This window comes from Paraburkholderia sp. SIMBA_054 (assembly GCF_046534875.1).
GTDB classification, from domain to species: Bacteria; Pseudomonadota; Gammaproteobacteria; order Burkholderiales; family Burkholderiaceae; genus Paraburkholderia; species Paraburkholderia hospita.
This window is the reverse complement of sequence record NZ_JAWRXV010000070.1, coordinates 28370-54084: the sequence shown is the minus strand read 5'-3', so window position 1 is coordinate 54084 and position 25715 is coordinate 28370. Positions and strand designations below refer to the sequence as shown.

Sequence of the window (25715 nt, the reverse complement as noted above, 5' to 3'; positions counted from 1 at the left end):
TGAAAGTAGGTAATCGTCAGGCTCCTTACCCAAGACCAAGACCCCGCCCTCAAAAGCGGGGTCTTGGCGTTTGTAGAGCACGTTTTGAGGTCGCGCCCGACAGCGTGGTCGAGCCGAAATGGCCGGCTTCGCGATATCCCCTCGGTTCCCTTTTGCCAAGCGTGCGCTGACGCGGGGCGTTATTCTCGTAGCTTCGCACCCAATGCCCACCTCACCGCATTGACGCTTGACTGACGGTCTACGCCCAGCACATCCATCCCTTCCGTTTTTGTCCTTTGCACATATTGACCAGCAGCGCGATCAGCAATTGTCGTTCTGTCAATCTGCGCTAAAACCAAACCGACAAAACATCTGACGAAACGTCTTGGCTACCACCAAACCAGCCTCTTAAGTCCTAAGAAAACTCCGAACCCTTCCCCAAAAGGGTGCCATTCCCGTGTCAATTTCCGTGTAGGATACTGTACATATATACAGGTATTTTCCTACGCCGATGTCATCCGCAGCCACGCGTGCCGAAGAGATTCACCCATCGCTATGGCGAGCCTCGCAGCTCGCACGCGGCGGGCGGCGCACGCTTGATACCGGCTATCCCGCGCTATCTACCGAGTTGCCCGGCGGTGGCTGGCCCATCGGTGCGCTGGTCGACTTGCTGGTTCAGGTGCCGGGTGTCGGTGAGATGCGCCTGCTGCGGCCTGCATTGAGCTCACTGGGCGATCGTCCCATCGCGTTGGTACAGCCGCCGCATATTCCAGACGGCCTGGGCCTCGATTACATCGGGCTCTCGCTCGACAGGCTGCTGCAGGTCAAAGCGCCCAAAAGCTCCGACGCCTTCTGGTCCGCCGAGCAGATTCTGCGCGCCGGCACCTGCGGCGCGCTCATCTTGTGGGCGCAGCATGCGCAGGCGTCATCGCTGCGTCGTTTGCATCTGGCCGCGCAGTCTTCTGAGACGCTCTTCATCATGGTCCGGCCGCTCGCCTCGGCTCAGGACTCATCGCCGGCTTTATTGCGGCTGGCGTTACGACCTTCGGCCGACGGTCTGATGGTCGACATCGTGAAACGACGAGGCCCAACACGCGCGGAGCCTCTGTCGATTCCTCTTCAACCCACCCCCGTTCTGTTTTCCCGTCATGCGCGTCTTTCTCGCCGTCCACTTGCCGAAGTTGCCGCTCGAAGTCTTTCGACCGAGGTGGTCGCCTGAGCCCGGGCACGGCAGCGTGGTGCTGGAGAAAGACAAGGTCGCGATCGCCGACGGCTCGGCCCGCGCAGCGGGCGTGCGACTCGGGATGAAGCGCGGTGGCGTGCTGACGCTGTCGCCGGAAACGATGCTGTACGAGCGCGATATCGCACGCGAGAACGCCACGCAACGCGAAGTGGGCATCGCGCTGATGAAGTTTTCGCCCGACGTCGCGCTGCTCGACGAAGCGACGGTGCTCGTCGAAGTCGGCGGGAGCTTGCGGCTTTTCGGCGGGCTGTTGCCGTTGTGCCGTCAGGCGAAGGCGATTCTCGACGCGCTCGGCCTGACGGCGCGCATCAGCGCCGCGCCGACCGGGCAGGGCGCATGGCTGCTGGCGAAACACGGCAACCGGCGCGTGCTGCAACTCGCATCGCTCGAACGCGTGCTCGAGCCGCTGCCGATGCTCGCTGTGCCGGAAATCCGTCCGTTTGCCGACTGGTTCAGCGGTCTTGGCTGCGAATCGATTGCAGACGTCCGCCGTTTGCCGCGCGCCGGCCTGCAGCGGCGCTGTGGCGAGCATCTGCTGGATTCGCTCGACCGCGCGTTCGGCACCGCGCCGGAACTGTTCGACTGGCTCGAGCTGCCGCCCACGTTTAGCGCGCGCCTCGAATTGCCCGATCGTCTGGAGCATGCGGACGGCGCAGTGTTTGCCGCGCATCGGCTGATCGTGCAGCTGTGCGGCTGGCTGTGCGCGAAGCAACTGGCCGTGACGGCGATCACGCTGTCGTTCGAGCATGAGCGCGGCCGCGAAGCCATGGCGCCGACGTCGATCGATATCGCATTGGGCGAGGCCGCGTGGCGCGAAGATCATCTGCTGCGTCTCGTGAAGGAGCGGCTGCACCGTCTCACATTCGAGGCGCCCGCCATCGCGTTGCGGCTCGATGCATCGAGGGTCGACGCTGCCGCGCCCGCCACCGATCAACTTTTCCCTCAGCCGGGCGGCTCACCGGCGGATCACGCGCGGCTGATCGAACTGCTGATCGCGCGTAATGGCGAAGAGAATGTGCTGCGTCCCGCGCCGACGGCCGATTACCGGCCTGAAATCGCGAACCGCTGGGTGTCGATCAACCATGTGGAAAAGAAAATGCAGTTGCCCAGAGGCTTGCCGCGCCCGACATGGATGCTGGCGACGCCCGTGCGTCTGCTCATGCGCCAGCACCGGCCGTTTTATGGCTCGCCGTTGAAGATGGTATCGCCGGGTGAGCGGATCGAAGCGGGCTGGTTCGATGGCGCGCTCGTCACGCGCGACTATTTCGTGATGCAAGGCGAAGACCGTAGCTGCTATTGGGTTTATTACGAGCGCGTCAGCAGCCGCGATGCCGAAGAGGAGCCGCGCTGGTTCCTGCACGGCCTGTTCGGATGACGCGCGATGGATACGACGTTCAACGCGTTGCCGGCCTACGTCGAGTTGTTCTGTTTCTCGAACTTCACGTTTTTGCATGGTGCGTCGCATGCGGAAGAACTCGCCGAGCGCGCGTTTCAGCTCGGTTATTCAGGGCTCGCCGTCACCGACGAGTGTTCGCTTGCGGGCGTCGTGCGCGCGCATGTGGCGGCGAAGGAAGTGGGCTTGCCGCTCGTGATCGGCTCGTACTTCCAGTTGCGCAACGCCGATGGCACGCCTGCGTTCGGCCTGATCCTGCTCGCGCAGAATCGCGAGGGCTACGGCAACTTGTCGGAGCTGATCACGGTTGCGCGCACGCGCGCGCCGAAGGGCGAATATCGCCTCACGCCGCATGACCTGTCGCGGCCCGATCGCGAGCACGCGCATCTGCGCGGCATGCCCGATTGCCTGGCAATCCTCGTGCCCGATTTTCCGGCGAACGAAGAGGTGCTCGACGCGCAGATCGAATGGCTCGACGAGACGTTTCCCGGCCGCGCATGGGCCGGGCTCGTGCTGCATCAGCGTGCGATGGACGACATTCATCGCGGCGCGCTCGAATATGTCGCGGAGAAGCAGAACGTGCCCGTCGTCGCATTGGGTCACGTCGTGATGCATGTGCGCTCGCGCAAGCCATTGCAGGACACGATGACGGCGATCCGTGTCGGCAGGCCGGTGCATGAATGCGGCTACGAACTCGCGCCGAACGCCGAGCAGCATTTGCGCTCGCGCTTGCGCATCGCGAATCTGTATCCCGAACATACGATACGCGAGACCATCAGCGTGCTGTCGCGCTGCGCGTTTTCGCTCGACGAACTTCGTTATGAATATCCCGACGAACTCGTGCCGGAAGGCTACACGCCGACTGCGTATCTGCGCCAGGAAACGTACATCGGCGCGCAGTACCGCTTTCCCTCGGGCATTCCGTTCAACGTGCAGGAGCAGATCGAGCACGAACTCGCGCTGATCGCCGACCTCGGCTATGAGCCGTATTTTCTGACCGTCTATGACATCGTCCGTTATGCGCGCAGTCAGCACATCCTGTGTCAGGGGCGCGGGTCGGCGGCCAACTCGGCTGTGTGCTATTGCCTCGGCGTCACCGAGGTCGATCCGGCGCGCGGCAACATGTTGTTCGAGCGCTTCATCTCGAAGGAGCGCGGCGAGCCTCCCGACATCGACGTCGATTTCGAGCATCAACGGCGCGAAGAAGTAATCCAGTACATCTATCGCAAGTATGGACGCGACCGCGCGGCAATCGCGGCGGCCGTGTCGACGTATCGGCCGCGCGGCGCGTTGCGCGAAACGGGCAAGGCGCTCGGCATCGATCCGCAGATCGTCGATACCGTCGCGAAGTCGCATCAATGGTTCGATACGAGTCACGATCTGCTCAAGCGCTTCGAAGAGTCGGGGCTCGATCCGGAAAAGCCGCTGATTCAGGCGTGGGCGCGGCTTGCGTCGCAACTGCTCAATTTCCCGCGTCATCTGTCGCAGCATTCGGGCGGTTTCGTGATCAGCCGCGGCAAGCTCACGCGGCTCGTGCCCGTCGAGAATGCGGCGATGGCCGATCGCTCGGTGATCGAGTGGGATAAGGACGATCTCGAATCGCTTGGCTTGCTGAAGGTCGATGTGCTCGCGCTCGGCATGCTGTCGGCGATCCGGCGCACGCTGGATCTCGTGTCGGATCGCATTGGCGAGCGCTTCGAGATGCAGCACATTCCGCCCGAAGACAAAGCGACCTACGACATGATCTCGAGCGCCGATACCGTCGGCGTGTTCCAGATCGAATCGCGCGCGCAGATGAGCATGCTGCCGCGGCTGCGTCCAAAGGAGTTCTACGATCTCGTGATCGAAGTGGCGATCGTGCGGCCAGGGCCGATCCAGGGCGGAGCGGTGCATCCGTATCTGCGGCGGCGGCAGGGACTCGAACCGGAAACGTATCCGAGCGAGGCGTTACGCGAAGCTTTGGGCCGCACGCTCGGCGTGCCGATCTTCCAGGAGCAGGTGATGCAGGTCGCGATTCTCGCGGCGGGTTTTACGCCGGGCGAGGCGGATCAGTTGCGTCGCGCGATGGCCGCATGGAAGCGCAAGGGCGGGCTCGAAAAATACTACGATCGCATCGTCAACGGCATGCGCGAGCGCGGCTACGAGCAGAGTTTTGCCGAGGCGATTTTTGAGCAGATCAAAGGCTTCGGTGAATATGGTTTTCCGGAGAGCCACGCGGCGAGTTTCGCGCTATTGGTCTATGCGAGCAGCTGGCTGAAATGCCACGAGCCCGAGGCGTTTCTCGCCGCGATGCTCAACAGCCAGCCGATGGGTTTCTATTCGCCATCGCAACTCGTGCAGGACGCGCGACGGCACGGCGTAATCGCGTTGCCCGTCGATGTGACGATCAGCGGCTGGGACTCGTCGCTCGAAGTGGTGGAGGGTAGCGCGCGTCCCGCCGTTCGCCTCGGCCTGTCGCTGCTGCGCGGCATGAAAGACGGCGCAGCCGAGCGTATCGAAAACGCGCGCGCGGTGCGGCCATTCGGAAGCGTTCACGATCTCGCGCGCCGGGCGCAACTCAACCGGCGTGACCTGCACGTGCTCGCCGACGCGAATGCGTTGTCGTCGCTGGCGGGCAACCGGCGCGAAGCGTTGTGGCATTCGGTGGACGCCGTGCCCGACAAGGACATGCTATCGGTTGCCGCCGTTCAGGACGATACGCCCGAACTCGGTGCGCCGTCGGAGGCGCAGGACATCGTTGCCGATTACCGCTCGGTGGGACTGACGCTAGGCCGTCATCCGCTGGAGTTGCTGCGGCCCGCGTTGCTGGAACAGCGTCTGATGCCCGCGTCGACGTTGCGCAACTATCGCAATGGCAGGCTCGCGCGCGGCTGCGGCATCGTCACCGTGCGGCAGCGGCCGGGAACGGCCAAGGGCGTGCTGTTCGTGACGATCGAGGATGAGACGGGCAACGTCAACGTGATCGTGTGGCCGAGTTTGCTGGAAAGACAAAGGAAAGAAGCGCTCGGCGCATCGCTGCTCGCCGTGTACGGCACGTGGCAATGCGAAGGCGAAGTGCGGCACCTGGTGGCGCAGCGGCTCGTCGATATGTCGCATCTGCTGGGCGGCTTGCAATCGATGAGCCGCGACTTCCACTGACTTTCTACAGCGCTCGATGCAGCGCTAACCGCGCCACGGAAATTGCGCGAGCACGTCGCGTATCGCCGTATCGAACGGCGTGCGCCGGCCGATGCCGAGCGTTTCGAGCCGCGTCGAATCGAGATGACAGTTGTGCGGGCGCGGCGTCGCATCCGTTGGCGTGTGCTGCGGCGTCAGTTGCGCGTCGATCTGCAACGCGCTGGCGAGACGCTGCGCGATGTCGTACTTCGTCATCGGCTCGTCGCCGGACCACTGGACCGTGCCGCACACCGCTTCGTCGCGCGCGTGCCACTCCAGCAACTGACGCACGACGACGGCCACGTCGGGCGTATACGTCGGATAGCGGATCGCCCACGCGTCCATCACGGCGGCTTTCACTTCGGACGAAGCTGTACGTGCCGACGCGGCAATCGCGGGCACGAGGCTCGTCACAGCCGACTCCTGCCAGTCGACGATCGGTCCGAACAGCAGCGGCAAGCGCAACACGCAGCCGAGATCCGTCGATTCGGCGAGCGCCTGCTCACCCTCCAGTTTGCTGCGGCCGTAGGCGTTGATCGGCGACGGCGTCGCGTCGTAGCGATAGGGCGGTTGCGTGCCGTCGAACACGTAGTCGGTGGAAATGGACAGCACCCACGCGCCGTGCCGCCGCGCCGCCAATGCGATCGCGCGCACGGCATCCACGTTCAGCGCACGCGCGAGCGCCGGATCGTGCTCGCACACGTCCGGACGCCGCTCGGCTGCCGCGATGACGAGTGCGTCCGGCCGCTCGCGATCGACGAACTGCGCGACGGCGTCGGCATCGCGAATGTCGAGCGTGACGCTTTGCCCGAAGGGACGGCTGAAGGTCGTCTGCACGAGCTGCCAGTCCGGCTGCTGCGTCAGTTCACCAACGATCGCGCGTCCCAGCAAACCCGATGCGCCAATAACGGCCACCTTGAACATGCGCGTGTTCTCCGCTCAGTTGCCGTCGACGCCAACGACCGTGTAGCCGGCTTCGTCGATGGCGGCCTTCAGCGTATCGATGGACGCGGCCGACTGAATGGCGACCTTGCCCGCCGGCAGGTCGACCTGAACCTGGGCGCCTGCGTCCTGTTCCTGGATGGCGCGCGTGACGGCGGCGACGCAATGCTGGCAGCTCATGCCTTCTACCTTGAATTCGATGCTCATGCTTTTCCTCTAGCTGGTAAGTCCTGCAACGGTTGAATTATGCCTGTCGACCGGCAACTACATGATTGACCTTCCCACTGTGGGAAGGTCAAGAATCATGCAACATATCGTGAAGGCAGAGTGGGGAACGAGCGATGAATATTGGTGAAGCGGCCCGTGCGTCGGGCGTGACGGCGAAAATGATCCGCTATTACGAGAGCGTCGGATTGCTCGCAGCGAAGGAGCGCACGCAGGCGGGATACCGGGTTTACGGAACGCAGGAAGTCCATTCGCTGCGGTTTATCCGCCAGGCGCGGCGCCTGGGGTTTCTGGTTGAGGATATTCGCAAGCTGCTTGCACTGTGGAACGACCGGTCGCGTGCGAGCGCGGAGGTGAAGTCGATTGCATTGGAGCATGTTGCCGAACTGAACCGCCGTATCGCCGAATTGACCGAGATGCGCGACACGCTCACGCATCTTGCCGACCATTGCCATGGCGATGACCGTCCGGATTGCCCGATTATCGAAAGCCTTGCTGCTGTGGATTCGACGCCGGCTGCGCCGCATTGTCACGGGCATTGAAAAACAGTGGTGCCGCGTTGTGAGTAATCGTGACTTTGGCACCAAGATGGTGCCAAAACGGTGTATTGATCGATCGATTTTTCGATGAATTTCAAAAATACGCTGGAAATCAATGATTTGACTGTGAAATTAACATGCACCATTCCAAAACGGAATGCACGTCATTCGTGCAATTCACTGGCAAGGTTTCACCAGAAGGCTATAATCCGGGTTAACCCTTCTACGGGAAATCCCTGATGCCCAATTCACCGGGGATTCTTAACTGATCCTTGGAGTTCATCATGTTTGCATTTGTAATCGAAAAGCTGAGCAACTGGTTTGAAACTGCTGAACGTACCCGTCGCGAGGCTTACCTCGCAGAATCGTCGGATATCGTCCAGCTCGAACAGCGTATCCGCGCGCTCGAAACCAGCGGCTACTCGCTGTAAGTCGTTCGCCCCGGCTCGCGCGGCAGTGATGCGCCGCGAGCCCCGGTTGCAAGATCAAGCCCCGTCATGCGGGGCTTTGTCACATCTGGAGCCAGTGGATTGCGCTACGCTGGTCGCCGGCGACTAGCTCAAATGCCTGCGCCGCGGTAAGGTATGATGTTTTCGCGATAACCGGCATTCCTACAATCATTCCGGGGCGCCCATGTTTTCAGACCACTCGATTCATCTGCTGCGATTCGCAGCCGCTGTCGTGCTGCTGGGGGCAGCATCGACGGCATTTGCCGCTTCGCCGACGAGCCGGCCGCCGCTGGTTCTCGACACGCAAGCCGGCATCAGCGACGGCCAGGGCGGCACTATCCTGACGACGGGGCCGCTGTCACACAGCCGCATCGTCGAGGCACAGCCGATTGCCGCGCCCGAGGAACTCGCGCCCAACGGGGCGCCGCCTTACATCGTGGCGCCATATATTCAGGTGCCGGGCGCCACGCAGGCTCCCTATCCCAATCCGTCGACGCCGCAGCCGCGTCCGCGATACGTGCCGCATTCGCAATAGTTCAGCCTGGCGCGGCGACTCGTTTCATTATTCGGGTTTCGGCGCATGGCGCGCACTACGCCCTCAGACGACAATCGCTGCGCGATCATCGCTCGGGGTGTGCATTCCACGCGTCCCACGCAGCGAGACGAACAATTCGAACAAAACAGGAGACAAAGAATGCGCGACCTCTGGTTTAGTCGTGCCGCAAGTGTGTGCGCGGCGCTGCTGGCACTTGCGGCGCACCCTGCCATCGCGAAGGAAACGCCTGAAAAGCCGACGCTCACAATGGCGGTCGGCGGCCTGCCGGGTCTCTACTATCTCCCTGTGCTGACGGCCTCTCGACTGGGCTTCTTCAAGGACGAAGGACTGGACGTGACGCTCGAGGATTTCGCGGGCGGATCGAAGGCGCTCGAAGCGGTGGTGGGCGGCAGCGCGGACGTCGGCGCGGGCGCCTACGAGCACACGATCTTCATGGCGGCGAAAGGCCAGCACTACCGCGAGTTCGTGCTGATGGGGCGGGCACCGCAGATTGCCGTCGGGGTGACGAAAAGCAAAGCCGACACGCTGAAGTCGCTGGCTGATTTCAAAGGCGCGAAGGTGGGTGTGAGCGCGCCCGGTTCGTCGACCGATCTCGTGCTGACCGTCGCGTTGCGCAAGGCCGGCGTGCAACGCAGCGATATCTCGGTGATTGGCGTAGGCAGCGGCGCGACCGTGATTTCCGCAGTGAGCAACGGACAGGTCGACGCGCTGTCGAATGTCGACCCGATGATGACGAAGCTGCAACGCTCGGGCGATATCAAGGTGCTGGTCGACACGCGCACCGTGAAGGGCACGCAGGAAGTGTTCGGCGGGACGATGCCCGCGGCGACGCTCTACGCATCGGACAGCTTCATACAGAAGAATCCGAAGACGATACAGGCGTTGGCGAATGCAATCGTGCGCGCGGATCGCTGGCTTCAGACGGCTAGCGATGACGACATCGTGAAGATGGTGCCGCCAGCCTATCTGCTCAACGACAAGGCGCTGTACATCGAGGCGTTCCACAATGTCCGCGAGGCTTACTCGCCCGATGGCCTGATGCCGGCCGACGGACCGCCCACGGCATTGCGCGCGCTCGCTTCATTCGATACGCGGCTCGATGCGTCGAAGGTCGATCTGAAGGCGACCTATACGAACGACTTCGCTCGCAAGGCGGCCGAGCAGGTCAAGTAGCCGCATACCCGTTGGGCCGCTCAATCGCCGCGATGCTCGATCTTGAACTGCGCGGCCTTGTCCAGGCCCAGCACCTCGACGAGCCACGGCAGCGTTTCCTTCAGCATCTTCGCCAGCGTGTAGGGCGGATTCAGAATGAACATGCCGCTGCCGAAGAGCCCAAAGCCGTCGGTGGGCGGGTTGCTGACGGTTAGCGAAACATGCAGCCAGTTCCTGTCCTGCAGCCGTTTCAACTGGTCGGGAAAGCGCTGCGATTCCGGTCGAGCGACTTGCGGATACCAGACGGCATACGTTCCCGTCGCAAACCGCTTCAGACTTTCTTCGACGCAATTCAGCGTGCGTCCGTAGTCGCGCTTGTCTTCATAGGAGGGATCGACGAGCACGAGCGCGCGACGTGGCGCCGGCGGCAGTAGCGGCTTGATGCCGTCGAAGCCGTCGCCCGAAAAGAGCATCGCGCGACGACCCGCGTCGCGGAAGTTGTGACGCAGCACGTCGATCTCGGTGCTGTGCAACTCGAACAGACGCATGCGGTCCTGCTCGCGCATCAGACGCCATGCGAGATAGGGCGAGCCCGGGTAGTAGCGCAATTCGCCATCGGCATTCAGCGCGGACACTTCATCGACATATTCCGCAAGCATGGGCGGCAAATCCTTGCGATTCCACAGTTTCGCAATGCCCGTTTCGAACTCCCCGGTCTTGGTCGCGTAGCCTTCCTTCAGCGAATAGACGCCTGCGCCCGCGTGCGTGTCGATGTACCAGTACGCCTTGTCCTTTTGCCCGAGGTAGCGCAGCAACTGCACGACGACAGCGTGTTTCAGGACGTCGGCGTGATTGCCTGCGTGGAAAGCGTGGCGGTAACTAAGCATGGCAATGAAGGCGCTAGTGAAGAAGCGAATTAGGCGGTCGCCGTGCGGGACGAATGCCGATGAGAACGCTGCGCAAAGCGCATTGCCTCGGCTTTCGGCCGCGCGGCCGCAGAGTCAAACGTTGGGGCTGCGTATTGTACGCGAGGTACGCGAGCGGACCGCCGCCGTCCGTTTGTCGCCAATTCGCAGCCCATTCGCCGCGACAGGCCGCATCCATCATTTGTACGGCCTGCGCAGCGTGTCCAACGGTCACTGATAAGCGTCGCCGACGATCGCTTCGATCTTCTCCTTGAGCTCCGGCGTGATCTGCGCGGCTACGTCCTGCGCCTTCATGTTTTCCGCGATCTGCTCGACACGCGACGCGCCAGTGATGATCGTGCTGACGTTCGGATTCGTCAGGATCCACGCGAGCGCCAGTTGCCCGATGGTGCAGCCGAGTTCGTCCGCGACTTCTCCGAGCCTGCCGACCACGCTGTTCTTGCCTGAGTCGGTCAGTTCCTTGCGCAGCCAGTCGTAGCCTTGCAGTTCCGCGCGGCTGCCGGCGGGCACGCCGTTGCGATACTTGCCCGTAAGCAGACCGGAAGCGAGCGGGCTCCACGTCGTAAGGCCGAGACCGATGTCTTCGTAAAGCCGGCGATACTCCTGCTCGACGCGCTTGCGATGGAACAGGTTGTATTGCGGCTGCTCCATCACGGGCTTGTGCAGATGATGCCGCTCGGCAATCTCGTATGCCGCGCGAATTTCATCGGCGCTCCATTCGGACGTGCCCCAGTAGAGCGCCTTGCCGCGCGTGATCATGTCGCTCATCGCCCACACGGTTTCTTCGACGGGCGTGTTCGGGTCAGGACGATGACAGAACACGAGATCGACATAATCGAGCTGTAAACGCTTGAGCGAGTGATCGATCGCATTCAGCAGATACTTGCGGTTGAGCGTGTGGTACTGGTTGGGCGCTTCGTTGAGCCCCCAGAAGAACTTGGTCGAGACGATGTAGCTCACGCGCGGCCAGTTCAGTTCTTTCAGCGCTTCGCCCATGATCTGCTCGGACTTGCCGCCCGCGTAGACTTCGGCGTTGTCGAAGAAATTCACGCCCGCGTCGCGCGCGGCCGCCAGCGATTCCCGCGCGGCGCGCCGGTCCACCTGATTGCCGTAAGTCACCCATGAGCCGATGGACAGCTCGCTGACTTGCAGGCCGGAACGGCCGAGACGTCGGTAGTTCATCCAGATCTCCTTTTGTGAATGTCGTAGCCGGAACCCCACACATTAATCCGAATCGGGAAGACGTGCCTTTGGGTGTGTAGTTCGCGTAGCTTCATGCACAATAGCGGAGTCGGCCGCAGCGCAGCAATAGACCGGACGGCATATGCCATTCAGCCAGCTTTACGGTGCCTGCGCGCCATGTTGTCATTGCTCAATCAACTGCATGGAGGTTCTGGATGTCGTCATCTAACGATAGTCTGAAAGGCAAGGTCGCCGTCGTCACGGGCGCGGCGAGCGGCATCGGCAAGCAGATCGCGTTGACGCTCTCCGCGGCGGGCGCGGCGATCGCAATCGCGGACCTGAACCAGGACGGCGCGAACGCCGTCGCCGAAGAGATCAACAAGGCGGGCGGCAAGGCGCTCGGCGTCGCGATGGACGTCACGAACGAAGATGCCGTTAACCAGGGCATCGACAAGGTCGCGGCCGAGCTCGGCTCAGTAGATATCCTGATTTCAAACGCCGGCATTCAGATCGTTAATCCGATCGAAAACTACTCGTTCTCGGACTGGAAGAAGATGCAGGCCATCCACGTCGACGGCGCCTTCCTCACCACGAAAGCCGCGCTCAAGCACATGTACAAGGACGATCGCGGCGGCATCGTGATCTACATGGGCTCGGTGCATTCGCACGAAGCATCGCCGCTGAAGTCGGCCTACGTCACGGCCAAACACGCGCTGCTCGGCCTTTCGCGCGTGCTCGCGAAGGAAGGCGCGAAACATAACGTGCGCTCGCATGTCGTATGTCCGGGCTTCGTGCGTACGCCGCTCGTCGACAAGCAGATTCCCGAGCAGTCCAAGGAACTGGGCATCAGCGAGGAAGAAGTGGTCAAGCGCGTGATGCTCGGCGGCACCGTGGACGGCATTTTCACCACGGTCGAAGATGTCGCGCAGACGGTGCTGTTCCTGTCGTCGTTCCCGACGGCCGCGCTCACGGGGCAATCGTTCATCGTAAGCCACGGCTGGTATATGCAATGAACGCGCAATAAACGCACAAAAAGCGAGGAGGGTGATGATGGCGCAACGCGATTCACAACGGAGTGTGAAGCGGGCACGCGCCGGCGGTGCCGGCGCGGGAGAAAGCGAGCAGGCGGGCACGGCGTCCGGCGTTCGCGCCAGTCATCACGCGGCGCTGCCTCAGTACGAGACCATCGCGCTGATGCTGCAAGGCGGCGGCGCGCTAGGCGCGTATCAGGCTGGCGTGTATCAGGGGCTCGACGAGGCGGGCATCCTGCCCAACTGGCTAGCGGGCATTTCAATTGGCGCGCTGAACACGGCGATCATTGCGGGTAATGCGCCCGAGCATCGCGTCGAGAAACTGCGCGAGTTCTGGGAGACCATCTGCCAGCCGGCCTATGGTCCGCCCATGCCGCCTGCCCTCGAACAGGCTTTCTTCAATTCAAACGACACGGTGCGCAAGGCGTTCACTGCGATGCAGGCAGTCGGCGCGCTCGTCGATGGGCAGAAGGGCTTTTTCACGCCGCGTTTTCCGCCGCCGTTGCCCGCCGTTTCCGTTCCGCCGCAACTCGCGAGCTACTACGACACGACACCGCTCAAGGCGACGCTCGAGCGGCTATGCGATTTCGACCGGATCAACTCGAAGGAAGTGCATGTCTCGGTTGGCGCCGTGAATGTGCACACGGGCAACTTCGCCTATTTCGACAATGCCCATAAGACGCTGAAACCGGAGCATTTCATGGCGTCGGGCGCGTTGCCGCCGGGCTTCGGAGCCGTCGAGATCGACGGCGAGTACTACTGGGACGGCGGACTGATGTCGAACACGCCGCTGTACGAGGTCGCGCAAGCCAGTCCGCGCCGCGACACGCTCGCGTTTCAGGTCGACTTGTGGAGCGCGCTGGGTCCCGTGCCGGACAACATCACCGATGTGCAAGGCCGGATGAAGGACATTCAGTATTCGAGCCGCACGCGCCTCGTCACGGACACGATGCAGCGCACGCAGCGCTTTCGGCATGTGCTGCGCGAAGTGCTCGATCGCGTGTCGCCCGAGCATCGCGATGATCCATGGTGCAAGCTTGCCGAAGAGCTATCGTGCTCGAAGCGTTACAACATTGTTCACCTAATCTACGGCAACAAGGAATACGAAGGGCACTACAAGGACTTTCAGTTCGGCTTGTCGACGATGCGCCAGCACTGGGAAAGCGGCCTCGAAGACATCCGCAATTCGCTTGCGCAGCCTGGCTGGCTCGATATGCCCGACAACGATGCGGCCTTCGTCACGCACGACATTCACCGCGACTTGCGTTGAGCGCGTTCTTTACGTCAACGGCATGAAAAAAGGCGCTCGAAACGAGCGCCTTTTCAATCGCAAGCAGTATGAGACGACGTTTCGCGCCGTCTCGCTCGCAATGGTTACTTCAGGACAGCGGCAACCGCGTTAGCCACAACGTCCAGGTTGCGCGTGTTCAGCGCGGCCACGCAGATACGGCCCGTGCTGACGGCGTAGATGCCGAACTCTTCGCGCAGACGGTCCACTTGCGCAGCTGTCAGACCCGAGTACGAGAACATGCCGCGTTGCGCGTTGACGAAGCTGAAGTCGCGGTCGATGCCCGCTGCCTTCAGGCGCTCGACGAGACCATTGCGCATCGCGCGAATGCGGTCGCGCATCTCGCCCAGTTCCGTTTCCCAGGTAGCGCGCAGTTCCGGCGAGCCGAGCACGGCCGCGACGACGGCGCCGCCGTGCGTCGGCGGGTTCGAGTAGTTCGTGCGGATCACGCGCTTGAGTTGCGACAGCACGCGCGCCGCTTCGTCCTTGCTGCCCGTGATGATCGACAGCGCGCCGACGCGCTCGCCATACAGCGAGAACGACTTCGAGAACGACGACGACACGAACACGTTCAGTTCCGATTGCGCGAACAGGCGCACCGCAGCTGCGTCGGCGTCGATGCCGTCGCCGAAGCCCTGGTAGGCGATGTCGAGGAACGGCACGAGTGCGCGCGCCTTCACGACTTCGACCACCTGCTTCCACTGGTCGACCGTCAGATCGACGCCCGTCGGGTTGTGGCAGCACGCGTGCAGCACGACGACCGTGCCCGCCTCGTAGCTGTTGAGCGCCGACAGCATGCCTTCGAAGTTCACGCCTTGCGACTTCGCGTCGTAGTATGGGTACGAGACGACTTCGAAGCCCGCGCTTTCGAACAGCGCGCGGTGGTTCTCCCAGCTCGGATCGCTGATCGCGACCTTCGATGCCGGATTGACGCGCTTCAGGAAGTCCGCGCCGATCTTCAGCGCGCCCGTGCCGCCCAGCGCCTGTGCCGTGACGACACGGCCAGCGGCGATCAGCGGCGAATCGTTGCCGAGCAGCAGTTTCTGCACGGCTGCGTCATAGACGCCAATACCTTCGATGGGCAAATAGCCGCGCGGCAGTGCCGCTTCGATGCGTGCCTTTTCTGCTTCACGCACAGCGCGCAGCAGAGGAATCTTGCCTTCTTCATTGGTATACACGCCAACGCCAAGATTGACCTTGGTGGTGCGCGTATCTGCGTTGAAAGCTTCGTTCAGGCCCAGAATCGGGTCGCGGGGAGCGAGTTCGACAGCGGAGAACAGAGACATGATGATTCGGCAGTAGTGAAAAGAGGGACGACTTCGGATGCTGCTAGGAACCGTATGCACCGTGTGGCGACCGGGTTCGGCAATTGCGGCGGAAAGTCCTGGTCCAGGTTCCGGCGACGCTTTCAACCGACGGCCGCGCTGGCGCGCAACGCGCCATTGTAACGAATCTCGCCGGGGTTTTTGATATCGGCGGGGCCTGTGAACGGATTAATTTGCAATGAAAACAGCGATCTGGCGATGTTTTCATGCCGCGTTCGCATCAATCCGGGCGCAACAGCGGACGTGCGCCGGCTGCGTCCTGGGCGTCCGGCGAGGCGGCAGCCCGCCTGTTCGCAAAACGCTAGAATAGTCGTTTGCTCCCGGCCGAGGTGCCGCTTCCATGTCCGAACATCATCTGAGTGAAGTCCACGACGCTCTCGACGAATCCAAATTCGTGACGTTCGAGGGCTCCCCGTTCCGGCTCTATCAACCGTATCTGCCCGCGGGCGACCAGCCGACGGCGATCGACACGCTTGTCGAAGGCGTCGAGGACGGTCTGTCGTTCCAGACGCTGCTCGGCGTGACGGGCTCCGGCAAGACCTTCACGATGGCGAACACGATCGCGCGGCTCGGCCGGCCGGCCATCGTCTTCGCGCCGAACAAGACGCTGGCCGCGCAGTTGTACTCTGAGTTTCGCGAGTTTTTTCCGCGCAACGCCGTCGAATACTTCGTCTCGTACTACGACTATTACCAGCCGGAAGCGTACGTTCCGCAGCGCGATCTGTTCATCGAAAAGGACTCGTCGATCAACGAACACATCGAGCAGATGCGTCTGTCCGCAACGAAGAGCCTGATGGAGCGGCGCGACGTCGTGATCGTCGCAACTGTATCGGCGATCTACGGTATCGGTAATCCGTCGGAATATCACCAGATGATTCTGACGCTGCGTACGGGCGACAAGATGGGGCAGCGCGACATCATCGCGCGTCTGATCGCAATGCAGTACAACCGCAATGAAGCTGACTTCGCGCGCGGTTCGTTCCGCGTGCGCGGCGACACGATCGATATTTTCCCCGCCGAGCATGCGGAAATGGCGGTGCGCGTCGAACTGTTCGACGACGAAATCGATACGCTTCAGCTGTTCGATCCGCTCACGGGCCGCGTACGTCAGAAGATTCCGCGTTTCACCGTCTATCCCTCGTCGCACTATGTGACGCCGCGTGAGACGGTCATGCGCGCCGTCGAGACGATCAAGTCCGAGCTACGCGACCGGCTCGAATTCTTCTACGGCGATGGCAAGCTGGTCGAAGCGCAACGGCTCGAGCAGCGCACCCGCTTCGATCTGGAAATGTTGCAGGAACTGGGTTTCTGCAAGGGCATCGAGAACTACTCGCGGCATTTCTCGGGTGCCGCGCCCGGCGAGCCGCCGCCGACGCTGGTCGACTACCTGCCCTCCGACGCGATGATGTTCCTCGACGAATCACACGTGCTGATCGGCCAGTTGAACGGCATGTACAACGGCGACCGCGCGCGCAAGGAAAATCTCGTCGACTACGGCTTCCGGCTGCCGTCCGCGCTCGACAACCGGCCGCTCAAGTTCAACGAGTTCGAGCGCAAGATGCGCCAGGTCGTGTTCGTGTCGGCGACGCCTGCCGACTACGAGAAGAAGACGGCGGGGCAGGTGGCCGAGCAGGTCGTGCGCCCAACAGGCCTCGTCGATCCGGAAATCGAGGTGCGGCCGGCACGCACGCAGGTCGACGACGTGCTGGCCGAGATCAACGAGCGCGTGAAGGCCGGCGACCGCGTGCTCGTCACGGTGCTGACCAAGCGCATGGCCGAGCAGCTGACGGAGTTTCTCGCCGATCACGGCGTGAAGGTGCGCTATCTGCACAGCGACATCGACACCGTCGAGCGCGTCGAAATCATTCGTGACCTGCGGCTGGGCACCTTCGACGTGCTGGTCGGGATCAACCTGTTGCGCGAAGGGCTGGACATTCCCGAAGTGTCGCTCGTCGCGATTCTCGATGCCGACAAGGAAGGCTTCCTGCGCGCCGAGCGTTCGCTAATCCAGACGATTGGCCGGGCCGCGCGTAACGTGAACGGCAAGGCGATTCTCTACGCGGACAAGACTACGGATTCAATGAAGCGCGCGATCGACGAAACCGAGCGGCGGCGCGCGAAGCAGATCGCGTTCAACACGGAGCGGGGCATCGTGCCGCGCGGCGTGGTGAAGCGGATCAAGGACATTATCGACGGCGTCTACAACGTCGACGAAGCACGCGCCGAGCTGAAGGAGCAGCAGGTTCGTGCGAAGTTCGAAGACATGTCCGAAAAGCAGATCTCCAAGGAGATCAAGCGGCTTGAGAAGCAGATGATGGAGCACGCGAAAAATCTCGAATTCGAAAAAGCGGCTCAGATGCGCGACCAGCTTGCGTTGCTGCGCGAGCGGGTGTTCGGCGCGAATGTCGGTGATCATCTGACGGGCACGGACTAGCTTCCGTCCACGTTTCCGCCGTTGCGGGGAAGGCTACGAGGCGCGGCGCTTTGCCGCCGCGCATGTCGCTCCATGTCTCACCCATGTTCAGCCGCGACGCCATCGCGGCGCCTTGCCGCAAACGGCGCGAAAACTTCGCTTAAGCTTTGCGTAAGACCCTGTCGCAGCAAGGCTTTCGACGCTTTCGCATTTGTTTCTCCTCCCGAACAGTGATAAACTGGTTCAAGTATTGAGAATGGTTCGCATTACCGTTCGTTACTGCTTTCGCACTTGCGTTGGCGGCATCGGACAATTCGCGAAAGACGTGAAGACCACGCGCTTGCGAGACCTCTTCAACGCGCCTTTCCGAGTTCGGCTTTTCGTTACTTCAGTCTAAAAAAACCAAAGGAGTTTCAATGCGCGTTTCGTCAATCTTGAGCGGCGGAGTAGCTGCCCTCGCTGCCGTCGCCGCGATGTCGGCGTCGGCCGCTGAATATCCGATCGGCAAGCAGCAGATCCGCGGCGGGATGGAAATCGGCGCCGTCTATCTTCAACCGATCACGATGGACCCGGAAGGCATGATGCGCAAGGCGTCGGATTCTGACGTGCATCTGGAGGCCGACATCCATGCAGTCAAGAAGAATCCGACTGGGTTCGCAGAAGGTGACTGGATGCCTTATCTGCAAGTGCACTACGAACTGACGAAGCCGGGTTCGAGCTATGACCAGAAGGGCGACCTGATGGCGATGGTTGCCGACGACGGTCCGCACTACGGCGACAACGTCAAGCTCGCCGGCCCGGGCAAGTATCACCTGAAGCTGATCGTGGAACCGCCGATGCAGGAAGGCCACATGGCGTTCGGCCGTCACGTCGACAAGGAAACGGGCGTGGGCCCGTGGTTCAAGCCGTTCACGCTCGAATACGACTTCACGTTCGCGGGCATCGGCAAGAAGGGCGGTTACTGATCGGTGTCGATCGCATCGCGATCCCTGATGCCGTGACGAGCGGCAGTGAGCGGCGCGTGAGAGCGCGCCGCATTTTTAGGAAGGGTGCATGAGAGTCAATCAGAAGCTTGCCGTTCTCGCGATGGCGGCATCGTTCTTCGGCGTGGCGCACGCCGCCGAGGAAGCCGTGACGTTCAAGCTCGAAATGACGGACGGCAAGCTGACGCCGGCGCGTATCGAAGTGCCCGCGGGCAAGCGCATCCGGATCGAAGTGAAGAACACGGGTAAGGGCGCGGCGGAATTCGAAAGCGTCGAGCTGCGCAAGGAAAAGGTTCTGGCGCCGGGCGCCGAATCGGTGGTCGTGATCGCTCCGCTCGATCCCGGCACCTACAAGTTTTTTGATGATTTTCATCAGCAGGCGCAGGGCGTGATCGTCGCCAAGTGACGTCGCGGCAGCACGAGCCGTAACACGGACGCGCGGCGTCCACTGAAGTGGTTGGAGGTTTCGATGGGTCAGGTAGTGTTCATCGTTTGGCGGGAAAGCGTCGAGGCGCTGCTCGTCGTCGGCATTCTGTACGCGTGGCTGAAGAATGGCGACGAACAGGCGCGTCACGGTCTGCCGTATCTGTGGGCGGGCGTGGCAGCAGGCATTCTGGCCGCGATCGGCCTGGGCGCCGCGCTGGTCGGGTTCACCGAAGTGCTGTCGGGCGATGCGCAGGATTATTTCCAGACCGCGATGGTGCTGGTCGCCTGCGTGCTGATCGTGCAGATGGTGATCTGGATGAAGTCGCACGGGCGCACGCTCAAGCGCGACATGGAAAAGTCACTGCGGCAGAGCACGCAGAGCGCGAACTGGTGGGGCGTCGCCGTGCTGGTCGCGCTGGCGATCGCACGCGAGGGTAGCGAGACGGTGATCTTTCTGTACGGCCTCGGTTTCGGCCAGTCGGGTCACGTGGGCATGAGCCAGATTCTTGCCGTGCTGCTGGGCCTCGGTCTCGCATTCATCACGTTTTACCTGCTGCAACTGGGCGGCAAGATCTTCTCGTGGCGGCTGTTCTTCCGCGTCACCGAAATCATGCTGCTGTTTCTCGGCGCGGGCCTGTTCCAGACGGGCGTCGACAAGCTGATCGACAAGGAAATCCTGCCGACCATCGCTGACCGCATATGGAACACGTCGATGATTCTCGACGACTCCAGCACGTTCGGCTCGCTGGTCGCGACGCTGACGGGTTATCGCGCGCATCCGGCGCTGATGAACCTGATCACGTACGCGCTGTACTGGGTCGTCGTGTGGTATCTGATCCGCCGTTCGAAGCGCGTTCCCGCGCAACAGACGGCAGGGCGCGCGGCATGACGACGGCAGTCGCAAATCGCCGCAGCCGGCTTGCAGAAGCCGGCAACTGGATGCAGCGCCACGGCGCTGCCATCCGCGGTATTCAGTGGGTCGTCGTTGCCGTCTACGCTTTTCTGATTCTCGTGCCCGCGTTCACCGAACTGCCGGGCGACACCGCGCATCTGTGGAACAACCTGACGCTCGCGGCGCAGTTCGTTTTCTGGGGCATCTGGTGGCCGTTCGTGCTGCTGTCGATGGTGATGCTCGGGCGGGTCTGGTGCGGCGTGCTGTGTCCCGAAGGCGCGCTCGCGGAGTTCGCGAGCAAATACGGACGAGGCTGGGCGATCCCACGCTGGATGCGCTGGGGCGGTTGGCCTTTCGTCGCCTTCGGTCTGACGACGATCTACGGCCAGATGGTCAGCGTCTATCAGTATCCAAAAGCAGTCTTGTTGGTGTTAGGCGGATCGACATTCGCCGCGATGATCATCGGGTTGCTATACGGACGAGAGAAGCGCGTCTGGTGTAAGTATCTGTGCCCCGTCAACGGGGTTTTTTCGCTTTTGGCGCGTCTCGCGCCGTTCCACTACAAAGTCGACGAAGAGGCGTGGCGCCGGTCGTACAAGGAAGGCGAACACGGTCACCGCGTGATCCCCATCAATTGCGCGCCGCTCGTGCCGTTGCGCAACATGAAGGGCGCCTCCGACTGCCATATGTGCGGCCGCTGCAGCGGACACCGCGACGCGATCGCGCTGACGTGGCGCAAGCCGTCGACGGAAGTAGTGAATCTCGGCGACAAGCAGGCGAGCGCCTGGGACACCGCGCTGATCCTCTACGGCCTGCTCGGCATCGCGATCGGCGCATTCCACTGGACAGGCTCGCCGTGGTTCATCGACATCAAGCAGTCGCTCGCGACATGGCTCGTCGATCACGACATCATGTGGCCGCTCGACACGAACGCGCCGTGGTTCCTGTTCACGCATTATCCGGAACAGAACGACGTGTTCTCGTGGCTCGATGGCACGATGATCATCGCCTACATCCTCGCAACGGGCGTGGTCTACGGCACGGTGCTGCTCGCGTTGCTGGCGGGCGCGACGCGCACGCTGGGACGCTTCGACATGACGCGCCTGCATCATCTCGCGCAAGCGCTGATTCCGATTGCGGGCACGGGCGTGTTCCTCGGCCTGTCGGCGACGACGCTGTCGCTGCTGAAGGCCGAACATGTGCCGCTCGACTGGGCGTCGGACGTTCGCATCGCGATTCTCGTGATCTCGAATGCGTGGAGCGCGTGGCTCGCGTGGCTCGTGACGCGCCGCTACACGGCGCGGGTTTTCCAGCGCGCGCTGTCGGTGGTATGGTTCATGGCAGCACTGGCCGTCGTCGATAGCGCGTGGTGGCTGATGTTCTGGTACTGGCCGGCACATTGATCGGCGGCGCGCCGCGTACCCGAGCGAGGCGCCTGTGAGAACCAAACCCGTATTGACCGACGAAGACGTCAGCAAGATGGCCGCCGCGGCGCACGCGCATGCGGCGACGAATCACTGGACCGTGACGATCGCGATTCTCGACGACGGCGGTCATCTCCTTCACCTGCACCGAATGGATGGCGCGGCACCCGGCACGGTCGACATGGCGACCGCGAAAGGGCGCACAGCCGCGCTCGGGCGCCGCGAAACCAAGGTCTACGAAGACATCATCAAGCAGGGGCGCATCGCGTTTCTGAGTGCGCCGCTCGCCGCGTTCGTGGAAGGCGGTGTGCCCATCGTCGTGGAAGGCGAGACGGTGGGCGCGATCGGCGTATCGGGCGTGAAATCGGAGCAGGATACGGCGATTGCACGCGCGGGCATTGCCGCGCTCGAACTGCGCTGACGGTTCCCGCGCGGGTCGCAAAAGACAAAAGCCGTGCAGATGTTGTCATCTGCACGGCTTCGCTTCTGTCATCGATGAACGTTGCGCGATTCATAAGCGCGCACGTCGCGGTGAGAACCAAAAAAAGCGGCCTGGCTTGCTTCGACGGCTGGCTTGGTGTCTGCACGAAGGGGTCTAGATCTCGCGTGCAAGCCGTCGTGGCTGGCTAGTGCCCAACACCTCTCTGGGAGGTGGTCCCCACAATACCCTGTACTAAAACAATCTTTACTGCGGCATTCGTTACTTCGTCAGAATCAGTTTGCCCAGTCGCGTTGCACGCAACTGATACGTCTCGCCGTTGTGCATGATGCTCACATGGGTACGGCCCTGAAGCAGCGCATCGCTGCGCAGCACGCGCTCGGATGTTTCTGCTGTCGACGGCGCTGCGTCATTGCCGTTGGCTGCATGGCGTTTCGCAGGCGCCGTCGTCACGGATTTGGCGGGACGACTGGTCGTCAATGCCGCTGCCGCGGGGCGGCGCAGGCTAAGCGTGGAAGAGCGTGTCATGTTCGTCATGCTTGCCGTTGGTATTCGTCGATTCGTTAGATTGATTCTAAATGATAACCATTCCCATTTACAAGGTTTCGAAATTAATCGGTTTAACGTTTCGATAGGCGAGGGGATTTGCGCCGCCTGAAGGCTTTGGCGGCGCGCTGGATTTAGTGCAACTGGTCAGGCGTATTGCGCGCGCTGACGAACTGGCGGATCAGGCGGACCGTATCGATGTCCGACTCGCGATACGCCGATTTCACGATCTCTTCCGTTTGATGCGCGTCCGGGTCGACGTTTTCGTCGGCGGACGGCAGGCTCGTCCTGTACTCGAAGCGCAGGAAGAGTTGCAGCTCGTCGGGCTGCTCGATGGTCATCGTCAGCGAGCCGCCGACGTAGTCGGCCGTCGCGCTGATGTCGTAGCGCACGCTTTTTTGCGGCGTGAGCGTGACGTGATCGCGCACGGTCGCATGGCCGTAATGCAGCTCACGCTCCATCGTGCTTTCCGTGCGCGACAGGATCGAGCAGCTGTCGAGGCCCATCACGAACAGCTGCGGCTGCTCCGCGCGCAGCACGAGCCCTTCCCACAGCTGTTCGCGCGTCAGCGATTCGACGAGCGGATTGAGCGGATCGTTGATCTGAATGAGATGTTCGAAGTTCAAGACGACAGCTTCCTCTTAAAGCTCAAAATTCACGCAATATCAGGCAACGGCCAGGCCCGTGCGGATCGAGATCGGATTGCTCAGGATCTTGTGCACGGGACATGCATTGGCGATTTGCAGGAGTCGTTCCTGCTGTTCGTCCGACAGATTGCCCGTCAGGACGATCTGGCGGTCGATCGCCGTGCCGTCGCCTTCTTTCTGCATCGACAGCGTCACGCGCACTTCTTCGAGCGGCCAGCCTTTACGCTGCGCGTACATCTTCAGCGTAATCGACGTGCACGCGCCGAGGCTCGACAGCAGCAGCGAGTTCGGCGTCGGGCCACGATCGCCGCCGCCCAGCGACTCGGGCTCGTCGGCGAGCCATGTGTGTGTGCCATCGTCGAACAGCACCTGGAAATCCGTCGAGCCGATGTGTGCGGTGACCTTCGTGTCTGCCATGCGCGCTCCTGTGCGGGACGTTGAGTTGGAACGTTCAGATGGAACAATAGCGCCGCGCGGCGCAGGACGCGGCGCGCGGCTCGAACCGCTATTGTGAACGAATTTGCTGCGATTCGCGGTTGAGTGCCGGTCCGCGAAAAGCCGTATGGACGACTAGTGTGTGATCTGTCCCATGCGGCCGGCCTGATAGTCGATGACAGCCTGACGGATTTCGTCTTCCGTATTCATCACGAACGGGCCGTAACGGACGACAGGCTCGTTCAGCGGCACGCCGCCGAACAGCAGCACCTCGAGCGGTTCAGGGCCGGCGGCGATCGTCACCGTGTCGCCGTCGTTGTCGAACACGATCATCTGCTGTGCGTCGATTTCGAGCCGCTCGTCGCTATACAGGCCTTTTCCCGACAGCCCGTAAGCGAACACGCGATAGTCGCGCGGCACGGGATGTACGAGCTGCGCGCCAGGCTGCAGCGTGAAATGCTGGTAGAGGATTGGCGTGCGCGTTTCGATCGCGGCCTTCACGCCGAGTGCCTCGCCCGCAATCACTTTCACGCGCACCTTGCCGTCTGCGGATGTCGCGACGGGAATCCCCGCCGACGGCATTTCCTGATAGCGCGGTGCGATCATCTTGTCGCGCTTGGGCAAGTTCACCCACAGTTGCAGGCCGTGCACGCGGCCGCCCGTCGCGATGAAAGAAGGATCGGGCATTTCGCTATGCACGACGCCCGCGCCTGCCGTCATCCATTGCACATCGCCCGCGCGCAGCGTGCCCGAGTGGCCCGCCGAATCCTTGTGACCAAACTGGCCTTCGAGCACGTACGTGACCGTTTCGAAGCCGCGGTGCGGATGATCGGGCGCGCCTTTCGCCTCGCCGGGCGCGTAATCGATGGGGCCCATTTCATCGAGCAGCAGAAACGGGTCGAAATCCATCAGCATGCGGGTCGGAAACGGGCGGTGGACGACGAAACCGCCGCCTTCAACCGTGCGTACGGAAGGATACGTGCGTTCGATCGTGCGGGTCGCGCTCATCAAAATCACCTCGAAAATTGGGGAATAGCGTTATTTCTGAAACATAGGGCTATTATATGGACCGTTTTGGGCCGTGACAGGCCGTCTATCGCAATGGATTGTTCTGCTAGTGAAACGATGACATGAAGATCGATTCGCATAACCTGAATGACCTGATGTACTTTTCGCAGGTCGTCGAACACGGTGGGTTCTCCGCCGCTGAACGCGTGCTCGGCATTTCGAAGTCGCGCCTGTCGCGCCGGCTGACGGAGCTGGAGGCGTCGCTGGGCGTGCGTCTTTTGCAGCGCTCGACGCGCAAGCTCGCGCTGACGGAAGCGGGGCAACTGTTCTACCAGCACTGTCAGGCGATGCTGTCCGAGGCGCAGGCGGCCGTCAACGTCGTGCAGCAGTTGCGCTCGTCGCCGCGCGGCACGGTGCGGGTCAGCGTGCCCGTGACGATTTCGCAGACCATCATGTCGCAGATCATGCCGGAGTTCATGCACCGTTTTCCGGAAGTCCGCGTCGTGGTGCGCGTGACGAATCGCGTGGTCGATCTGTTCGAGGATTCGATCGACGTTGCGCTGCGCGTGCGTTCGGAGCCGCCCGAGAACGCGAACATCGTCGTGCGGCCGTTGTGGCGCACGCAGCAGATGCTGGTCGGCGCGCCGAGCCTGCTGAGTCAGAACGCGCCGCCACTTGAGCCCGCGGACCTGAAACGCTTCGAAACGCTCGATACGCCCACAGGCGACGGTCGCCACGTCTACAACTTGATCGCGCCCGACGGCACGCGCCACGCGCACGACCATGAACCGCGCCTCGTCACGGCCGACCTGATGATGATCCTGGAAGCGGCGCTCGCGGGCGTCGGCATCGCGGCGCTGCCGGAAATGATGTACGGCGCGGCGCTGCGCAGCGGCCGCCTGTCGCCCGTGATGCCGGGCTGGACGCTGCCGTCGCCGCAGCTGTACGCCGTTTTTCTGTCGCGGCAGGGCATGGTGCCCGCCGTGCGGACCTTCGTCGACTATCTCGTCGAGATGCTCGACCCCGACACGGGCAAGCACATTCAACAGGAATGCCCGGAGCGCGAAGCGAAGAATCTGCGGCTGAAAGCGGCTGTGGCTTAACGAAGCCAACACG

At 62.2% G+C, this 25715-nt stretch carries 25 protein-coding genes; 16 read left to right on the top strand and 9 right to left on the bottom strand.

Annotated elements, in window-relative coordinates; genetic code table 11:
- The first annotated feature begins 490 nt into the window (after window positions 1–490).
- Genes imuA through SB822_RS46555 form a run of 3 tightly spaced genes read left to right on the top strand, consistent with a single transcriptional unit; the run spans window position 491 to window position 5753 of the window.
- Window positions 491–1198, top strand: coding sequence for a translesion DNA synthesis-associated protein ImuA (gene imuA / locus SB822_RS46565; protein WP_007590380.1), 708 nt, complete (start codon window positions 491–493; stop codon window positions 1196–1198).
- Window positions 1128–2597, top strand: a complete 1470-nt coding sequence (locus SB822_RS46560) for a Y-family DNA polymerase (protein ID WP_410857836.1) — start codon at window positions 1128–1130, stop codon at window positions 2595–2597. Before imuA ends, SB822_RS46560 begins: the two co-directional genes overlap by 71 nt.
- A 6-nt stretch (window positions 2598–2603) precedes the next feature.
- Window positions 2604–5753 carry an error-prone DNA polymerase gene (locus SB822_RS46555; RefSeq protein ID WP_410857835.1) on the top strand — a complete coding sequence of 1050 codons (3150 nt, stop codon included), beginning with the start codon at window positions 2604–2606 and terminating at the stop codon, window positions 5751–5753.
- Between the two features lie 24 nt (window positions 5754–5777).
- Here the strand turns inward: SB822_RS46555 and SB822_RS46550 are convergent, their stop codons facing one another.
- Window positions 5778–6695, bottom strand: a complete 918-nt coding sequence (locus tag SB822_RS46550) for a dTDP-4-dehydrorhamnose reductase family protein (RefSeq protein ID WP_007744856.1) — start codon at window positions 6693–6695, stop codon at window positions 5778–5780.
- A 15-nt stretch (window positions 6696–6710) separates the two neighbouring features.
- Window positions 6711–6920 carry a heavy-metal-associated domain-containing protein gene (locus tag SB822_RS46545; RefSeq protein ID WP_007590394.1) on the bottom strand — a complete coding sequence of 70 codons (210 nt, stop codon included), beginning with the start codon at window positions 6918–6920 and terminating at the stop codon, window positions 6711–6713.
- 134 nt (window positions 6921–7054) lie between these two features.
- Between SB822_RS46545 and cueR the strand changes: the two genes are divergently transcribed.
- From cueR to SB822_RS46525, 4 genes are all read left to right on the top strand, one after another.
- Complete coding sequence (gene cueR / locus SB822_RS46540) at window positions 7055–7480, top strand: Cu(I)-responsive transcriptional regulator (protein WP_007590395.1); 426 nt, start codon at window positions 7055–7057, stop codon at window positions 7478–7480.
- A gap of 281 nt (window positions 7481–7761) precedes the next feature.
- The gene (locus SB822_RS46535; protein ID WP_007590397.1) at window positions 7762–7908 is read left to right on the top strand and encodes a DUF3563 family protein; all 147 of its coding nucleotides are present in this window, start codon (window positions 7762–7764) and stop codon (window positions 7906–7908) included.
- 202 nt (window positions 7909–8110) lie between these two features.
- Entirely contained in the window at window positions 8111–8461 is a 351-nt protein-coding gene (locus tag SB822_RS46530; protein WP_007590399.1) for a hypothetical protein, read from the top strand.
- Window positions 8462–8620: 159 nt separating this feature from the next.
- A complete protein-coding gene (locus SB822_RS46525; protein WP_007744857.1) occupies window positions 8621–9655 on the top strand; it encodes an ABC transporter substrate-binding protein in 1035 nt (344 codons plus the stop codon).
- 20 nt (window positions 9656–9675) lie between these two features.
- Here the strand turns inward: SB822_RS46525 and SB822_RS46520 are convergent, their stop codons facing one another.
- Together SB822_RS46520 and SB822_RS46515 are read right to left on the bottom strand one after the other, a co-directional pair.
- Entirely contained in the window at window positions 9676–10521 is an 846-nt protein-coding gene (locus SB822_RS46520) for a 23S rRNA (adenine(2030)-N(6))-methyltransferase RlmJ (protein ID WP_007590403.1), read from the bottom strand.
- Between the two features lie 249 nt (window positions 10522–10770).
- The gene (locus SB822_RS46515) at window positions 10771–11742 is read right to left on the bottom strand and encodes a potassium channel beta subunit family protein (protein WP_007590407.1); all 972 of its coding nucleotides are present in this window, start codon (window positions 11740–11742) and stop codon (window positions 10771–10773) included.
- Window positions 11743–11957: 215 nt separating this feature from the next.
- Here SB822_RS46515 and SB822_RS46510 point away from each other — a divergent pair, with 215 nt between their 5' ends.
- Together SB822_RS46510 and SB822_RS46505 are read left to right on the top strand one after the other, a co-directional pair.
- On the top strand, window positions 11958–12755 hold the full coding sequence (locus tag SB822_RS46510; RefSeq protein WP_007590408.1) for a 3-hydroxybutyrate dehydrogenase: 798 nt from the start codon (window positions 11958–11960) through the stop codon (window positions 12753–12755).
- Between the two features lie 37 nt (window positions 12756–12792).
- Complete coding sequence (locus tag SB822_RS46505) at window positions 12793–14043, top strand: DUF3734 domain-containing protein (protein WP_007744858.1); 1251 nt, start codon at window positions 12793–12795, stop codon at window positions 14041–14043.
- Between the two features lie 104 nt (window positions 14044–14147).
- Here SB822_RS46505 and SB822_RS46500 read toward each other — a convergent pair whose 3' ends face one another.
- Window positions 14148–15347, bottom strand: coding sequence for an amino acid aminotransferase (locus SB822_RS46500; protein ID WP_007590410.1), 1200 nt, complete (start codon window positions 15345–15347; stop codon window positions 14148–14150).
- A 379-nt stretch (window positions 15348–15726) separates the two neighbouring features.
- Here SB822_RS46500 and uvrB point away from each other — a divergent pair, with 379 nt between their 5' ends.
- The 6 genes from uvrB (at window position 15727) to SB822_RS46470 (ending at window position 21945) form a co-directional block, all read left to right on the top strand.
- On the top strand, window positions 15727–17820 hold the full coding sequence (gene uvrB, locus SB822_RS46495; protein ID WP_007590411.1) for an excinuclease ABC subunit UvrB: 2094 nt from the start codon (window positions 15727–15729) through the stop codon (window positions 17818–17820).
- 395 nt (window positions 17821–18215) lie between these two features.
- Window positions 18216–18764, top strand: a complete 549-nt coding sequence (locus SB822_RS46490; protein ID WP_007590413.1) for an iron transporter — start codon at window positions 18216–18218, stop codon at window positions 18762–18764.
- An 88-nt stretch (window positions 18765–18852) separates the two neighbouring features.
- Window positions 18853–19188 carry a cupredoxin domain-containing protein gene (locus SB822_RS46485; RefSeq protein ID WP_007590415.1) on the top strand — a complete coding sequence of 112 codons (336 nt, stop codon included), beginning with the start codon at window positions 18853–18855 and terminating at the stop codon, window positions 19186–19188.
- Window positions 19189–19251: 63 nt separating this feature from the next.
- Window positions 19252–20097 (top strand): FTR1 family protein, encoded by an 846-nt coding sequence (locus SB822_RS46480; RefSeq protein WP_007590420.1) that lies wholly within the window; start codon window positions 19252–19254, stop codon window positions 20095–20097.
- The gene (locus SB822_RS46475; protein WP_007744859.1) at window positions 20094–21503 is read left to right on the top strand and encodes a 4Fe-4S binding protein; all 1410 of its coding nucleotides are present in this window, start codon (window positions 20094–20096) and stop codon (window positions 21501–21503) included. Before SB822_RS46480 ends, SB822_RS46475 begins: the two co-directional genes overlap by 4 nt.
- A gap of 34 nt (window positions 21504–21537) precedes the next feature.
- A complete protein-coding gene (locus tag SB822_RS46470) occupies window positions 21538–21945 on the top strand; it encodes a GlcG/HbpS family heme-binding protein (RefSeq protein ID WP_007590422.1) in 408 nt (135 codons plus the stop codon).
- A 279-nt stretch (window positions 21946–22224) separates the two neighbouring features.
- On the opposite strand, the gene hemP is transcribed toward SB822_RS46470, so the two are convergent.
- The 4 genes from hemP to SB822_RS46450 all read right to left on the bottom strand — a co-directional run bounded on the left by hemP (window position 22225) and on the right by SB822_RS46450 (window position 24599).
- The gene (hemP, locus tag SB822_RS46465; RefSeq protein WP_410857834.1) at window positions 22225–22500 is read right to left on the bottom strand and encodes a hemin uptake protein HemP; all 276 of its coding nucleotides are present in this window, start codon (window positions 22498–22500) and stop codon (window positions 22225–22227) included.
- 143 nt (window positions 22501–22643) lie between these two features.
- On the bottom strand, window positions 22644–23135 hold the full coding sequence (locus SB822_RS46460; protein ID WP_007590424.1) for an SRPBCC family protein: 492 nt from the start codon (window positions 23133–23135) through the stop codon (window positions 22644–22646).
- 39 nt (window positions 23136–23174) lie between these two features.
- The gene (locus SB822_RS46455) at window positions 23175–23573 is read right to left on the bottom strand and encodes an OsmC family protein (protein WP_007590427.1); all 399 of its coding nucleotides are present in this window, start codon (window positions 23571–23573) and stop codon (window positions 23175–23177) included.
- A gap of 153 nt (window positions 23574–23726) precedes the next feature.
- Window positions 23727–24599, bottom strand: coding sequence for a pirin family protein (locus tag SB822_RS46450; protein ID WP_410857833.1), 873 nt, complete (start codon window positions 24597–24599; stop codon window positions 23727–23729).
- A 122-nt stretch (window positions 24600–24721) separates the two neighbouring features.
- On the opposite strand from SB822_RS46450, the gene SB822_RS46445 reads away from it, so the two are divergent.
- The gene (locus SB822_RS46445) at window positions 24722–25702 is read left to right on the top strand and encodes a LysR family transcriptional regulator (protein WP_007590431.1); all 981 of its coding nucleotides are present in this window, start codon (window positions 24722–24724) and stop codon (window positions 25700–25702) included.
- Window positions 25703–25715 lie beyond the last annotated feature (13 nt).

What these genes read in the sequence shown, in the direction of transcription:
- hemP (WP_410857834.1), bottom strand. Translation starts at nt 22,500, where the DNA reads ATGACGAACATGACACGCTCTTCCACGCTTAGCCTGCGCCGCCCCGCG.
- SB822_RS46475 (WP_007744859.1), top strand. Translation starts at nt 20,094, where the DNA reads ATGACGACGGCAGTCGCAAATCGCCGCAGCCGGCTTGCAGAAGCCGGC.
- SB822_RS46515 (WP_007590407.1), bottom strand. Translation starts at nt 11,742, where the DNA reads ATGAACTACCGACGTCTCGGCCGTTCCGGCCTGCAAGTCAGCGAGCTG.
- imuA (WP_007590380.1), top strand. Translation starts at nt 491, where the DNA reads ATGTCATCCGCAGCCACGCGTGCCGAAGAGATTCACCCATCGCTATGG.
- SB822_RS46550 (WP_007744856.1), bottom strand. Translation starts at nt 6,695, where the DNA reads ATGTTCAAGGTGGCCGTTATTGGCGCATCGGGTTTGCTGGGACGCGCG.
- uvrB (WP_007590411.1), top strand. Translation starts at nt 15,727, where the DNA reads ATGTCCGAACATCATCTGAGTGAAGTCCACGACGCTCTCGACGAATCC.
- SB822_RS46505 (WP_007744858.1), top strand. Translation starts at nt 12,793, where the DNA reads ATGGCGCAACGCGATTCACAACGGAGTGTGAAGCGGGCACGCGCCGGC.
- SB822_RS46485 (WP_007590415.1), top strand. Translation starts at nt 18,853, where the DNA reads ATGAGAGTCAATCAGAAGCTTGCCGTTCTCGCGATGGCGGCATCGTTC.
- cueR (WP_007590395.1), top strand. Translation starts at nt 7,055, where the DNA reads ATGAATATTGGTGAAGCGGCCCGTGCGTCGGGCGTGACGGCGAAAATG.
- SB822_RS46510 (WP_007590408.1), top strand. Translation starts at nt 11,958, where the DNA reads ATGTCGTCATCTAACGATAGTCTGAAAGGCAAGGTCGCCGTCGTCACG.
- SB822_RS46490 (WP_007590413.1), top strand. Translation starts at nt 18,216, where the DNA reads ATGCGCGTTTCGTCAATCTTGAGCGGCGGAGTAGCTGCCCTCGCTGCC.
- SB822_RS46455 (WP_007590427.1), bottom strand. Translation starts at nt 23,573, where the DNA reads ATGGCAGACACGAAGGTCACCGCACACATCGGCTCGACGGATTTCCAG.
- SB822_RS46500 (WP_007590410.1), bottom strand. Translation starts at nt 15,347, where the DNA reads ATGTCTCTGTTCTCCGCTGTCGAACTCGCTCCCCGCGACCCGATTCTG.
- SB822_RS46530 (WP_007590399.1), top strand. Translation starts at nt 8,111, where the DNA reads ATGTTTTCAGACCACTCGATTCATCTGCTGCGATTCGCAGCCGCTGTC.
- SB822_RS46450 (WP_410857833.1), bottom strand. Translation starts at nt 24,599, where the DNA reads ATGAGCGCGACCCGCACGATCGAACGCACGTATCCTTCCGTACGCACG.
- SB822_RS46555 (WP_410857835.1), top strand. Translation starts at nt 2,604, where the DNA reads ATGGATACGACGTTCAACGCGTTGCCGGCCTACGTCGAGTTGTTCTGT.
- SB822_RS46445 (WP_007590431.1), top strand. Translation starts at nt 24,722, where the DNA reads ATGAAGATCGATTCGCATAACCTGAATGACCTGATGTACTTTTCGCAG.
- SB822_RS46520 (WP_007590403.1), bottom strand. Translation starts at nt 10,521, where the DNA reads ATGCTTAGTTACCGCCACGCTTTCCACGCAGGCAATCACGCCGACGTC.
- SB822_RS46545 (WP_007590394.1), bottom strand. Translation starts at nt 6,920, where the DNA reads ATGAGCATCGAATTCAAGGTAGAAGGCATGAGCTGCCAGCATTGCGTC.
- SB822_RS46480 (WP_007590420.1), top strand. Translation starts at nt 19,252, where the DNA reads ATGGGTCAGGTAGTGTTCATCGTTTGGCGGGAAAGCGTCGAGGCGCTG.
- SB822_RS46525 (WP_007744857.1), top strand. Translation starts at nt 8,621, where the DNA reads ATGCGCGACCTCTGGTTTAGTCGTGCCGCAAGTGTGTGCGCGGCGCTG.
- SB822_RS46535 (WP_007590397.1), top strand. Translation starts at nt 7,762, where the DNA reads ATGTTTGCATTTGTAATCGAAAAGCTGAGCAACTGGTTTGAAACTGCT.
- SB822_RS46560 (WP_410857836.1), top strand. Translation starts at nt 1,128, where the DNA reads ATGCGCGTCTTTCTCGCCGTCCACTTGCCGAAGTTGCCGCTCGAAGTC.